Below are 12,826 nucleotides of genomic sequence, written 5' to 3' on the forward strand. Positions count from 1 at the left end.
CCGGCAACGTCTGCGGTTGCCGCGACGTGTCAAAGATCCTTGACCAGACGCAGCGCGTCATAGATCGCGGCATGGGTGTTGCGGGCGGCGACCGCGTCGCCGATGCGGAACAGGCGGAACCGCCCGTCGGGGTTCGGGGCTGCGCCCTGCGCGTCGCCCGCGATCAGCGCGTCGTAATCGACCTGGCCCAGGTTGCGCGACAGCGGCTTCAGGTCGAAATACAGCTCGTCCAGCGGACGGGTTCCGTGATTCACCACCACCTGATCGACCAGCCGTTCGCGCGTCATGTCGCCGTAATCGCTGCCAAGCGTGGCACGCAGGCGGTTGCCGTCGCGCACCACGGACAGCAGGCGCCACGTCACGGTGAATGTCACGTCCCGGCGCTGCAGGCTGCGCATGTAGGGGACCAGGTTCATCGCCATCACCTCGGGGGCAAAGGCGCGGTCGGGGGTCACGATTTCCACCCGCGCGCCGGTGGCGGCGATGATGTCGGCGGCCTGCAGGCCCGCATGGTCGCCCGCGTCGTCAAAGATCAGCACGTCCTGGCCCGGTTTCACATCGCTCGACAGGATGTCCCATGCCGAACAGACCAGATCGTTCCCCGCGCCCAGCACATCCGTATGAGGCAGCCCGCCGGTGGCCACGATCACCTCGTCGGGGTCGGTGGCCAGCACGTCGTCCGCCTCGGCATAGCTGTTGAAGCGGAACGACACGCCGCGCTTTTCGCACATCGCCATCCGCCACGAGATGATCGAGATCATCTCGCGACGCCGCTCCTGCTGGGCGGTCAGGCGGATCTGGCCGCCGGGACGGTCCGCGGCCTCGAACACCGTCACGGCATGCCCACGTTCGGCGGCGACGCGCGCGGCTTCCAGCCCGGCGGGACCGGCGCCGACGATGGTCACGCGGCGTTTGTCGGACGCGGGCGGGATGTCGTGGGGCATCGTCTCCTCGCGCCCGGTCGCGGCGTTGTGCAGGCAAAAGGCCAACCCGCCCTGATAGATGCGGTCCAGGCAATAGTTGGCGCCGACGCAGGGGCGGATGTCATCCTCGCGCCCTTCGATGATCTTGCGCACCAGATGCGGGTCGGCCATGTGCGCCCGCGTCATGCCGACCATGTCCAGCAGGCCCGCGGCGATGGCGTGACGCGCGGTCGCCACATCGGGGATCTTGGCGGCGTGGAAGGTCGGAAAGCCCGTCGCGGCGCGGATCTGGCCCGCGAATTCCAGATGCGGGGCATTGCGCATGCCCTGCACCGGGATCAGGTCGGTCAGCCCGGCATCGGTGTCGATGTGGCCGCGCACCACGTTCAGGAAATCGACCAGCCCGCTGTCCTTCAGCATGTGCGACACGCGGAACCCGTCCTCGGCGCCCATGCCGCCGGACAGCACCTGATCGCCGGTATAGCGCAGGCCCACGATGAAATCCGGCCCGCAGCGGTCGCGGATCGCCTGCAGCACCTGCATGGTGAAGCGCAGGCGGTTTTCCAGGCTGCCGCCCCACGGGGCCTCCAGGTCGTTGGTCAGGGGCGACCAGAACTGTTCCAGCAGGTGGCCATATGCCTCCAGCTCGATCCCGTCGACGCCCGCGGCCTGCATGCGTTCGGCGGCGTCCGCGAAATCGCGGGTGATGCGGGCGATGTCCCAATCCTCCATCCGCTTGGGAAAGGCGCGGTGGGCGGCCTCGCGTTCGTGGCCGGGGGCCACCACGGGCAGCCAGTCGCCCTTGTCCCACCGGGTGCGCCGGCCCAGATGGGTCAGCTGGATCATCACCGCGGCACCATGGTCGTGGCATTCGTCGACCAGCTTGCGCATCCAGCCGACGACCTCGTCCTTGTAGGCCAGGATGTTGTTGAAGACCGGCGGGCTGTCGCGCGACACCGCCGCCGACCCCGCGGTCATGGTCAGCGCGACCCCCGCGCGGGCCCGCTCGACGTGATAGGCGCGATAGCGGTCCTTGGGCATCCCGTCCTCGGGATAGGCCGGTTCGTGGCTGGTGATCATGATCCGGTTGCGCAGGGTCAGATGCTTCAGCCGATAGGGCTGCAGAAGGGGGTCCTGTGACATCCGTGCCTGCCTTTGAGGAAACCGCATGGGGACATACGGCGCAAAATGTTCACCTGTGTCAATTAAAAAGACAGGGGTGCATACTTTCGGCGGAGTGTCGTCTTGCAGGGGGGACAGTCACCCCCTAGGGTTGCCGCATGGACGCACAGGACATGGCCGGCACAGGCTGGCGCGGATCGCGGGAGGGCTGGTTGGACGCGGGCTATCGCGCGCTGATCGAGGGTGGCGTGGACGCGGTCAAGATCATGCCGCTGGCGCGCCAGTTGAACCTGTCGCGCACCAGCTTCTACTGGTTCTTTCACGACCGCGAGGCGCTGCTGGCGGCGCTGCTGGACGGCTGGCACGCGCGCACCACCCTGCCCCTGACCGCCGCGACGCGCCATTACGCCGAGACCCAGGCCGAGGCGATGCTGAACGTCATCGGCTGTTTCCTGTCCGCCGAGACCTTCGATTCCCGGCTGGAATTCGCGGTGCGCAGCTGGGCCCTGCAGGACCGCGCTGTCGAAGATCGGGTCAAGGTCGCCGACGACGCCCGCATCGCCGCGCTGACGCGGATGCTGACCGAATGGGGCCATGATCCGATGTCAGCGGATGTGCGGGCGCGCACGGTCTATCTGGTGCAGATCGGCTATATCTCGATGCAGTCGTCCGAGGATATCGACACCCGCCTGTCGCGCATCCCGTCCTATGTCCACATCTATACCGGCGCCGCCCCCGAACCGCGCGAGATCGCCCGCTTCACGCCCGGTTCCGCCGCGACATCGCCAGCTGACGGGCGATGCGGCGCGCGACGCTAACAATTATCTGCCGGAACCGGCCCGCGGCCCCGCCCGTTTTCAGGGCACACGCGGCCATGCCGCAGCCAGCCAGGACAGTCCCATGACCCAAGCCCCGATCGCCTATCACCCCGGATTGGAAACCCCCGCAGACGACGAGGCCGACACCATCGCCGAGCTGAACCGGACCTTCGACACGATCCTGGAGCGCGTGGCCGATGACGAGGGTCACGCCTATCGCGCCGTGCACGCCAAAAGCCATGCCCTGATCGAGGCGCGGCTGACCGTCCTGGACGATCTGCCGCCCGAACTGGCGCAGGGCATCTTTGCCCGGCCCGGCGCGCATGACGCGATCCTGCGCGTCTCGACCAATCCCGGCGACGTGCTGGACGATTCCGTGTCGGTCCCGCGCGGGGTGTCGCTCAAGGTGCTGGACGTGCAGGGCGACCGCCTGGAAGGGTCCGAAACGGACCGGTCGCAGGACTTCATCATGGTCGACGGCCCCGTCTTCACCGCCAAGGACGCGGCGGCGTTCCTGAAGAACCTCAAGCTGCTGGCCAAGACAACCGACCGCGCGCAATGGGCGAAAAAGCTGCTGTCGACCGCGCTGCGCGGGGTCGACAAGGTGCTGACCGCGACGACCGGGCCCAGCCCCACGATCCGCACCATGGGCGGCGCGCCGAATTCTCATCCGCTGGCACTGACCTATTATTCGCAGACGCCCTATCGCTATGGCAACCACGTGGCCAAGGTCCAGCTGGTCCCGGTCCTGCCACGGATGACCGAGCTTGCCGACCACACCGTCCACACGCGTGGCCGCCCCGACGCCATTCGCGAAGATATGGACGACACGCTGCAATCCGGCCCCGCCCGGTGGGAGCTGCGCGTCCAGCTGTGCCGCGACCCGGAACGCCAGCCGATCGAGGATTCGACCGTGGCGTGGGACGAGGACGCTGCCCCCTTTCAGACCGTAGCGGTGATCGAGGCCGCGCCCCAGCCCGGCTGGACCCCCGCGCGGGCACGGGCCGTCGATGACGGGATGCGGTTCTCTCCGTGGAACGGTACGCAGGATCACCGCCCGCTTGGGTCGATCAACCGTGCGCGGCGCCAGACCTATCGCCATTCGTCCGATTTCCGCGCGCGGGTGAACGGCTGTCCGGTCCACGATCCGGCATCGGCGCGCCTGCCCGCCTGACGGCTATTCCGCTGCCTGCATCGGGACGGGGCGCAGCAGGGCCGACAGCTCGGGCCGACACGATCCGCAATTCGTGCCGGCCCCGGTGACCGCGCCCAGGGACGCGACGCTGTCGCACCCGCGTGCGACCGCCTGCCGGATCGTGTTCAACCCCACGCCCAGACAGGCGCAGACGGTCGGGCCAGGATCAGGCATGTCCGACCGCGGCCGCCCGGCCAGCGCGCCTGTCAGGGCACCGCCCAGCATCGCGGCCAGATGCGACCGTGACAGTGCCACGGGTTGCGGCCCCACGAACAGCGCCGCCGCCAGCCGCCCGTCGCGGTGAAACGCCATCCGATGAAGACCGCGCGCCGGATCGCCCATCTGCTGGGCGGGCGCACCCAATCCCAGCAGCCGTTCCGCCCAGTCCTGCCAGTCGTGCATGGCTTGGGTTCCCGCCATCTCGACCTGCCAGCCGCCGGGCAGACGGCTTTGCGCCCAATAGGCGCAGTCGGGCGTCACTGGGGCGTCGCTGACCAGAAACGCGTGCCATGCCGTGGCCAGCGCGGCGACCGTCACCGCTGCCGACTTGCTGGCCGGCTGGCCAGAGACGGGATCGACCTGCCCCGCCACCAACGCGTCGACGCGCCCGGCGGATGCGGTCTGCCCGCTCCAATGGATCGGGGCAAAGGGGTGGCCGGGGCGCACCCGTCGCTGATCATCACGCGCAGGATGGCGCGGCCCTGCGGGCTGTCGACCTGCGCCAGATCGGCGGCGGCCAGCCCAAGGCGCGCCGCGTCACCGGGATGCAGTTGCAGATAGGGTTCCGCCAGATGCCGCGCCAGGCGGGGCGACAGGCCGGTGCGGGTCATCGTGTGCCACTGGTCCCGCGTCCGCCCGGTGTTCAGCAGCATCCGCCCCACGGGATGGTCCGGGACCTGCGCGACGACCGGAACCATCCGCGCGCGCCCGTCCGGCGTGTGGAACCGCCCCGTCCCAAAGAACCGCCCCCCGCGCTGCGCGGGCCCTTGGGGCCAGTGCACCGGCTGCATCGCCTCGTAATCCGCGCCTGCAAGGTCCGAGATGTCGAAATCGCTGCCCAAGGCACCGGCGACACGCGACAGGGCTGCATGTTCCGCAAAGATCTGCGCGGGCTCGGTCCAGCCGAAACCGCGGAACCCCATGCGCCGCGCCACCTGCGCCACCGCCCACCAATCGGGCCGCGCCTGCCCCGGCGCGGGCAGGGCCGCGCGCTGACGGCTGATCAGGCGTTCGGAATTGGTGACCGTGCCATCCTTTTCGCCCCACGCGGTCGCGGGCAGCAGCACGTCGGCCAGCCGCGCCGTGTCGGTGTCGGGCCACGCCTCGCTCACGACGGTGAAATCGCAGGCGGCGATGGCGCGGGCCACGCCGTCGGCCTCGGGCATGGTGACGGCGGGGTTGGTGTGGATGATCCACAGCGCCTTGATGCGCCCCTCCTCGACCGCGCGGAACATGTCGACGGCCTTGAGGCCGGGTCGGTCGGCCATGCGGGGCGCGTTCCAGAAACCCGCGACCGCATCGCGATGCGTCGCATCCTCCAGCGTCAGGTGGCAGGCCAGCATGTTGGCCATGCCGCCGACCTCGCGCCCGCCCATGGCGTTGGGCTGGCCGGTGACGCTGAACGGGCCCATGCCGGGACGACCGATACGGCCCGTCGCCAGATGACAGTTCAGGATCGCGTTCACCTTGTCCGTGCCGGTGTCCGACTGGTTGATGCCCTGCGAATAGACCGTGACGACCCGGTCGGTCAGGGCCCACAGGTCCAGGAACGCGGCCACATCGCGCGGGTCCAGCCCGGTGGCCGTCGGATCGGCCCGCCGCGCCGCGGTCAGCGCCGCATCCAGCCCCGCGACATGGGGCAGGAAATCCGCGCTGATGCGACCCGTGTCGAACAGGTGGCACAGCAGCAGGTTGAACAGATGCGCATCCGCCCCCGGCGCGATGGCCAGATGCAGGTCCGCGCCTTCGCAAGTGGCGGTGCGACGCGGGTCGATGACGACGATGCGCATCTGGGGCCGCGCCGCGCGGGCCGCCATCAGCCGCTGGTGCAGGACCGGGTGGCACCACGCCAGGTTCGACCCGGTCAGCACGACCAGATCGGCCAGCTCCAGATCCTCGTACAGGCCCGGCACGGTGTCGCTGCCAAAGGCGCGGCGGTGCCCTGCCACCGATGAGGCCATGCACAGCCGTGAATTCGTGTCGATGTTGGCGCTGCCGAGGAATCCTTTCATCAGCTTGTTGGCGACATAGTAATCCTCGGTCAGCAGCTGACCCGAGACATACATGGCCACCGAATCCGGCCCGTGCTGTGCGACGGCGTCGGTAAAGCGGTCGGCCACCAGATCCAGCGCGCTGTCCCAGGTCGCCTGCGCCCCGGCGACGCGCGGGGTCAGCAGGCGGCCTTGCGTGGCGACGGTTTCGCCCAAGGCCGCACCCTTGACGCACAGGCGGCCCCGGTTGGCGGGGTGGTCCGGGTCGCCCTGTACCGTCAGCCCCCCCTGCCCGTCCGGGGTGGCCAGCACCCCGCAGCCCACGCCGCAATAGGGGCAGGTCGTGCGAACAGTCATGCCGCCCGCCGCATCGCGCGCGTGTCCAGCCAGATGCGCCCGTCTTGGACCCGCACGGGGTGGGTGGCGACATGGCCGCTGTCGGCGCCCTGCGCCTGTCCCGTCGTCATGTCGAACACCCAGTTGTGCAGCGGGCAGGTCACGGATGTGCCATGCACGATCCCCTCGGACAAAGGGCCGCCCTTGTGCGGGCAGCGGTCGTCCAGCGCAAAGACCCGGTCGTCCGCGGTGCGAAAGATCGCGACGCAGCCGTGCGGCGTGCGCACGACGCGGGCGCCTGCGGCGGGATGTCGTCCAGTGCGGCGATGTCGATCATGCTCATTCGGCGGCCCTCAGGGTCAGGTCGGCCACGGGGGCCCATTCCGCGGGTCGGGCTGCGTGTTCGGCCCAGGGGTCGGCCTGATAGACCGATTGGCTCAACGCGAACCGCGCCACCAGCGCGGCCCGGATGTCCGGGTCCGCCACCTGATCGCGGCACCAGTCCAGCCCCACCTTGTCCACCCATTTGTAGATGCGGTGCAGATAGCGGGCGTGTTCGCGGTACAGCTGCACGAAGGCCGCCGTGACATCGCAGACCTCGTCGGCGGTGGCGACCGTCAGCAGCGGCACGGTTTCGCGCACGTCCATGCCGGCGGCGCCTGCCACGCTGATCTGGAACCCGCTGTCCACGCAGACGATGCCGATATCCTTGCACGTCGCCTCGGCGCAGTTGCGCGGACATCCCGAAACCCCCAGCTTGACCTTGGCGGGCGTCCAGGACCCCCACAACATCTTCTCCAGCCGGATTCCCAAGCCGGTCGAATCCTGGGTGCCAAAACGGCAGAACTGTTCGCGACGCATGTCTTGACCGTGCGAAGACCCTTGGCATAGGCGTGGCCCGACACCATCCCGGCATCGTTGAAATCGGCCCAGATCGCGGGCAGATCCTCCTTCCTGACGCCCAGAAGGTCGATGCGCTGGCCACCGGTGACCTTGATCATCGGCACCGCGTATCGGTCGGCGGCATCCGCGATGGCGCGCAGTTCGGCGGCGGTCGTCACCCCGCCCCACATGCGGGGGACCACCGAATAGGTGCCGTCCTTCTGGATGTTGGCGTGGTTGCGCTCGTTGACGAAGCGGCTCTGCCGGTCGTCGCGGTATTCCGTGGGCCAATCCGCGATCAGGTAATAGTTCAGCGCCGGGCGGCAGGACGCGCAGCCGCCGACACTGCGCCACCCCAGATCCTGCATGACGGCGGGAATAGATTTCAGGCCCATCGACTTGATCAGGCGGCGCACGTCCTCATGGGTGTGATCGGTGCATTTGCACATGGGCGGGTTGGCGTTGGCCGCGAACCCGTCGCCCAGGGTCAGGGCCATCACCTGTTCGACCAGCCCGGTGCAGGTCCCGCAGGACGCGCTGGCCTTGGTCAGCCCGCGCACCGCGTCCAGGCTGTGCGCGCCGCCCTGGATCGCTGCCGTGATCTGCCCCTTGCACACGCCGTTGCACCCGCAGATCTCCGCCTCAGGCGGCAAGGCTGCAACGGCTGCCAGAGGGTCCGCTTGGGCCCCCCCGGCGAATGCGGGACCAAAGATCAGCGTGTCGCGATCCGCCGTGATGTCGGCCCCGCTGCGGATCTTGTCAAAGAACCACGCCCCGTCGGCCGTATCGCCATACATGACGGCGCCGATCAGGCGGTCCCCCTCCAGGATCAGGCGTTTGTAGATGCCGCGTCCGGGGTCGCGAAACACGATATCCTCGCGCCCCGGCGCATCCGCGAAATCGCCGGCGCTGAACAGGTCGCAGCCGGTGACCTTCAGCTTGGTCACGGTCTGGATGGGTCTGAACGCGGCCTGATCGCCGGCCAGCGTCGCGGCCAGAACGCGCGCCTGATCATACAGCGGCGCGACCAGACCGAACAGCTGATCGTCATGTTCGACACATTCGCCAAGCGCATAGATCGCCGGGTCGCTGGTCCGCATCTGGTCGTCGACGGTGATGCCGCGCGCGACCTCCAGCCCCGCGTCATTGGCCAGCCGCGTCTCGGGGCGGATGCCCACGGCCATGCAGACCAGATCGGCGGGATAGACCGTGCCATCCTCCAGCAGCACCGCGTCGACGCGGGCCTCGCCCAGGATCGCCTTGGTCGCGCCCTTGCAATGGACGCGGATGCCGCGCCCCTCCAGATCGCGCTGCAGCAGATAGGCGGCGGCGGGGTCCAGCTGGCGTTCCATCAGGTGGCCCATCAGGTGAATGACCGTCACCTCGGCCCCCCGCGCGGCCATGCCGGCGGCGGCCTCCAGCCCCAGCAGGCCGCCGCCGATCACGACCGCCTTCGCGCCGGGGCGGCTGGCCTCGATCATCGCGTTCGTATCCTCGAGGTCGCGATAGGCGACCACGCCGGGCAGCCTGTGCCCCGGCAGCGGGATGATGAAGGGTGCCGAACCGGTCGCAATGACCAGCGCGTCATAGGGCACCGGCCCGTTCGCGCCCTGCACCACCTGCGCGTCGCGGTCGATTGCGGTCACGCTTTCCCCGAACCGGCATGTGACGCCATGGGCGGCATACCAGGCGTCGTCATGGGTGACGATCTGGTCATAGGTCTTGTCGCCCGACAGCACCGGCGACAGCATCAGCCGGTTGTAATTGCCGCGCGGTTCCGCGTTGAACAAGGTGACGTCCCACTGGCCGGGGGCCATGTCGAACAGATGCTCCAGCATCCGGCCCGAGGCCATGCCCGCGCCGATGACGACCAATTTCTGTGCCATGATGCTACTCCGCCGCTTCGACAAAGCGATGACGTTCGTAGAGGAACCGCAGGACCGATTCCCGGGCGCGCACGTAGTCGGGCTGGCTGGCCAGCCGGATGCGGTCGCGCGGGCGGGGCAGATCGACGCTCAGCACCTCTCCGATGGTGGCGGCGGGGCCGTTGGTCATCATCACGATACGGTCGGCCAGCAGCACGGCCTCGTCCACGTCATGGGTGATCATGATCATCGTGTTGCCAAGCCGGGCGTGGATCTCCATCACCGCATCCTGCAGATGCGCGCGGGTCAGCGCGTCCAGCGCGCCGAAGGGTTCGTCCAGCAGCAGGACCTTGGGCTCCATCGCAAGCGCCCGGGCGATGCCGACCCGCTGGCGCATGCCGCCGGAAATCTCGGCGGGGCGCTTGTCGGCGGCGTGGCTCATCTGGACCAGGTCCAGGTTCTGCATGATCCAGTCGTGGCGTTCCGCGCGGGTCTTGGTCGACCCGAACACCTTGGACACGCCCAGCTTGATGTTGTCATAGACCGACAGCCACGGCAGCAGGCTGTGGTTCTGGAACACCACGGCCCGGTCTGGGCCCGGTGCGTTGACCTCGCGCCCGTCCAGGGTGATGGCGCCGCGGGTCACGTCGGTCAGGCCGGCGATCAGGTTCAGCAGCGTCGATTTCCCGCAGCCGGAATGGCCGATGATGCTGACGAATTCGCCCTTTCCGATGGTCAAGGTGATGTCGGACAGCACATGCGCCGCCTTGGCCCCGGACCCGAAGGTCTTGGACAGATGCTCGATGGACAGGTATTTCATGGTCATTCCCCTTACACGGCCGTGCCGCGAGAGACGACGCGTCCGATCCAGCCGACCAGACGATCCAGGATGAAGCCCGTGCCGCCGATATAGGCCAGGGCCACGATGATGTCGCTGAGGCGGGACGAATTCCACGCATCCCAGATGAAGAAGCCGATGCCCACGCCGCCGGTCAGCATCTCTGCCGCGACGATGGCCAGCCAGGACAGGCCCACCCCGATGCGCAGCCCCGAAAAGATGTAGGGGGCGGCGGCGGGGACCATGATCTTCCAGAAGAACTCGACCTGGTTCAGGCGCAGGACGGCGGCGACGTTGCGGTAATCCTGCGGGATGGCGCGCACGCCCGCGGCGGTGTTGATGATCACCGGCCAGATCGCGGTGATGAAGATGACAAAGATCGCCGACGGCCCGCTGTCCATGAACGCGGCCAGGCTGATGGGCAGCCAGGCCAGCGGCGGCACCGTACGCAGGATCTGAAAGATCGGGTCGAACCCGCGCATCATCAGCGCCGACTGCCCGATGACCGCGCCAGTCAGCACGCCCACAACGGCGGCCAGCCCGAACCCATAGGCCACACGCTCCAGCGAGGTCAGCACGCGCCAGCCCAGGCCGATGTCCTGGGTGCCATAAACGTAGAACGGCTCCAGGATCAGAAAGCCGCTGTCGATCCAGACCTGCACCGGCGTGGGCAGGCCGCTGCCCTCGCCCGATGCGCCGACCTGCCAGATCGTCAGCAGGACGACCAGCACGGCCAGCGGCGGCAGGACGTTGCCGGCCAGCGCCACCCCGCGTTTGCGCCAGGGGGCCAGCCGGTCGGGGCGGCGGGTGGGCAGCGCCACGACTGGGGCTGCGGGTTTCGGGGTCAGGTCCAGCTTGCGCTTGAGGGCTGTGACGTTCATCGGATCACACCATCGCCTTGATGGACTGGGCGTCCAGATAGGCGTCGGGGTCCGCCGGATCGAAGGTCTTGCCGTCAAAGAACGTCTCGACCCCGCGGCTGTCGCCGAAATCGACGCTCAGGCCCAGGCCCGCGGCGGCGGCCAGCCACAGATCGCTGCGGTTGGTGCCGTTCACCAAGGCTGCCGTGTCCAGATCGCCCGGCAGGTATCCCCACCGCTTGTTCTCGGTGATGAACCACGCATCCAGCGATTTCCACGGGTACGACGTCTCTCCGTTCTGGCCCCAGAACTTCATCGCCAGGTCGGGGCGCAACTCGTTGCGGCCGTTGCCGTAATTGATCTGGCCCTGGATGCGGCCGACGATGTCGGCCACGGGGACGTTGTACCATTGGCGGCGGCCGATGATCTCGGCCATCTCCTGCTTGTTCTCGGGCAGGTCGCACCACATCTGGGCCTCCATCACCGCCATCATCAGCGCGACGGTGGCGTTGGGGTTGGCGTCCACCCAATCGGCGCGCATCCCCAGGATCTTTTCGGGATGGCGCGCCCACAGCTCTCCGGTCGTGGCGGCGGTGAAACCGATGCCTTGGTTCACCAGCTGTTCGTTCCACGGCTCTCCGACGCAGAAGGCCTCCATGTTGCCGACCTTCATGTTGGCGACCATCTGCGGGGGCGGCACGACGATCAGGTCGACATCCCTGGTCGGGTCGATCCCGCCCGCCGCCAGCCAGTACCGCATCCACAGATCATGCGTGCCGCCGGGGAAGGTCATGGCGACCGGGATCTCCTCGCCCGCGGCGCGGCGGGCGGCAAAGATGTCCTTGAGGGGGCTGCTGTCGATGCCCACGCCGCTGTCGGCATATTCCTGGCGCACCGACAGGCCCTGCCCGTCCTCGTTCAGGTTCAGCAGGGTGTACATCGCCAAGGGCTGGCTGTTCTGCATCACGCTGCCGGTGGAGTACAGATGCACCTTGGGGCGCAGGATGTGCCCGCCATCGATGCCGCCCGACGCCGACCCCAATGCCATGTTGTCGCGCGTGGCGCCCCAGCTGGCCTGCTTTTCCACCAGCACGTCGGGCATGCCGTATTTGGCATACAGCCCCTTTTCGGACGCGATGATCAGCGGCGCGCTGTCGGTCAGGGCGATGTATCCCAAGGTGCAGCCGGTGACTTCGGGCGTGCCGGGAGTGGCGGCCCAGGCCCCGGCGGGCAGGGCCAGGCGGGCGGCGGCCATCGTGGCCATTGCGCCGGTCGCCTGCAGGAAACGGCGGCGCGAGGGGGGCGTGATCAGGGACGTGATCTGGGTCATGGGGGCTGGTCCTTGGACTGGCGCGCAGCGGGGCGCAGGAACGCGAAAGGCCACCTGCCGCAGCCCCGGAAACAGGGCACGATCAGATGGCGTCATTGCCGAAGATGGGGAACCGCATCCTTGCGGCCAGGGGGTCAAACGCGGTGCGCCGTTGCATCCGCCTTTCCCCGATCATTCACGGCGCCGGGACCACCGGTCAAGCACGCGGGGGGCACACGCCCCCCCTGCCCCGCCCGTCGCCGCGAATTGCGCCACCCTGCCCGCGAATTCAGCGCCGCGCGAACGCCGCGTCGAAACGGTGGCCGTCAAAGAACGCATCGGCGCCCAGAATCATTCGGCCCTGTTCGGTCGCGACGGGGGTCGGGGCGGCCATTGCGCCTTCGACCTTGGCGGATGCGGCGGGCAGGTCGGCCCCGGCCTCTCGCGAGGTGGCGGCGGTACAGGTCG

At 68.6% G+C, this 12,826-nt stretch carries 6 protein-coding genes and 3 pseudogenes; 2 read left to right on the forward strand and 7 right to left on the reverse strand.

All coding sequences use genetic code 11. The annotated features are described in order from the left end of the window. Window positions 1-29: 29 nt before the first annotated feature. Window positions 30-2,066 (reverse strand): N-methyl-L-proline N-demethylase HpbA, encoded by a 2,037-nt coding sequence (gene hpbA, locus TY51_RS01890; protein ID WP_042245137.1) that lies wholly within the window; start codon window positions 2,064-2,066, stop codon window positions 30-32. Between the two features lie 137 nt (window positions 2,067-2,203). On the opposite strand from hpbA, the gene TY51_RS01895 reads away from it, so the two are divergent. After that, on the forward strand, window positions 2,204-2,863 hold the full coding sequence (locus TY51_RS01895; RefSeq protein ID WP_042245140.1) for a TetR/AcrR family transcriptional regulator: 660 nt from the start codon (window positions 2,204-2,206) through the stop codon (window positions 2,861-2,863). Between the two features lie 82 nt (window positions 2,864-2,945). After that, complete coding sequence (locus tag TY51_RS01900; protein WP_042245143.1) at window positions 2,946-4,037, forward strand: catalase family protein; 1,092 nt, start codon at window positions 2,946-2,948, stop codon at window positions 4,035-4,037. Window positions 4,038-4,040: 3 nt separating this feature from the next. Here the strand turns inward: TY51_RS01900 and TY51_RS01905 are convergent. The 6 genes and pseudogenes from TY51_RS01905 to TY51_RS01930 all read right to left on the reverse strand — a co-directional run bounded on the left by TY51_RS01905 (window position 4,041) and on the right by TY51_RS01930 (window position 12,379). Then, window positions 4,041-6,625 (reverse strand): annotated as a pseudogene (locus tag TY51_RS01905) (molybdopterin-dependent oxidoreductase). Next, window positions 6,622-6,947 (reverse strand): annotated as a pseudogene (gene nirD / locus TY51_RS01910) (nitrite reductase small subunit NirD). Before nirD ends, TY51_RS01905 begins: the two co-directional pseudogenes overlap by 4 nt. Continuing rightward, window positions 6,944-9,372, reverse strand: a pseudogene (gene nirB, locus TY51_RS01915) (nitrite reductase large subunit NirB). Before nirB ends, nirD begins: the two co-directional pseudogenes overlap by 4 nt. A gap of 4 nt (window positions 9,373-9,376) precedes the next feature. Beyond that, window positions 9,377-10,171, reverse strand: coding sequence for an ABC transporter ATP-binding protein (locus TY51_RS01920; protein WP_231558855.1), 795 nt, complete (start codon window positions 10,169-10,171; stop codon window positions 9,377-9,379). A gap of 11 nt (window positions 10,172-10,182) precedes the next feature. Continuing rightward, complete coding sequence (ntrB, locus tag TY51_RS01925) at window positions 10,183-11,070, reverse strand: nitrate ABC transporter permease (protein ID WP_042245149.1); 888 nt, start codon at window positions 11,068-11,070, stop codon at window positions 10,183-10,185. A gap of 4 nt (window positions 11,071-11,074) precedes the next feature. Continuing rightward, entirely contained in the window at window positions 11,075-12,379 is a 1,305-nt protein-coding gene (locus TY51_RS01930; RefSeq protein ID WP_042245152.1) for a CmpA/NrtA family ABC transporter substrate-binding protein, read from the reverse strand. Window positions 12,380-12,826: the final 447 nt, after the last annotated feature.

Origin of the sequence: Paracoccus sp. PAMC 22219 (assembly GCF_000787695.1) — a bacterium.
Lineage (GTDB): Bacteria > Pseudomonadota > Alphaproteobacteria > Rhodobacterales > Rhodobacteraceae > Paracoccus.

What these genes read in the sequence shown, in the direction of transcription:
- hpbA (WP_042245137.1), bottom strand. Translation starts at nt 2,066, where the DNA reads ATGTCACAGGACCCCCTTCTGCAGCCCTATCGGCTGAAGCATCTGACC.
- TY51_RS01895 (WP_042245140.1), top strand. Translation starts at nt 2,204, where the DNA reads ATGGACGCACAGGACATGGCCGGCACAGGCTGGCGCGGATCGCGGGAG.
- TY51_RS01900 (WP_042245143.1), top strand. Translation starts at nt 2,946, where the DNA reads ATGACCCAAGCCCCGATCGCCTATCACCCCGGATTGGAAACCCCCGCA.
- TY51_RS01920 (WP_231558855.1), bottom strand. Translation starts at nt 10,171, where the DNA reads ATGAAATACCTGTCCATCGAGCATCTGTCCAAGACCTTCGGGTCCGGG.
- ntrB (WP_042245149.1), bottom strand. Translation starts at nt 11,070, where the DNA reads ATGAACGTCACAGCCCTCAAGCGCAAGCTGGACCTGACCCCGAAACCC.
- TY51_RS01930 (WP_042245152.1), bottom strand. Translation starts at nt 12,379, where the DNA reads ATGACCCAGATCACGTCCCTGATCACGCCCCCCTCGCGCCGCCGTTTC.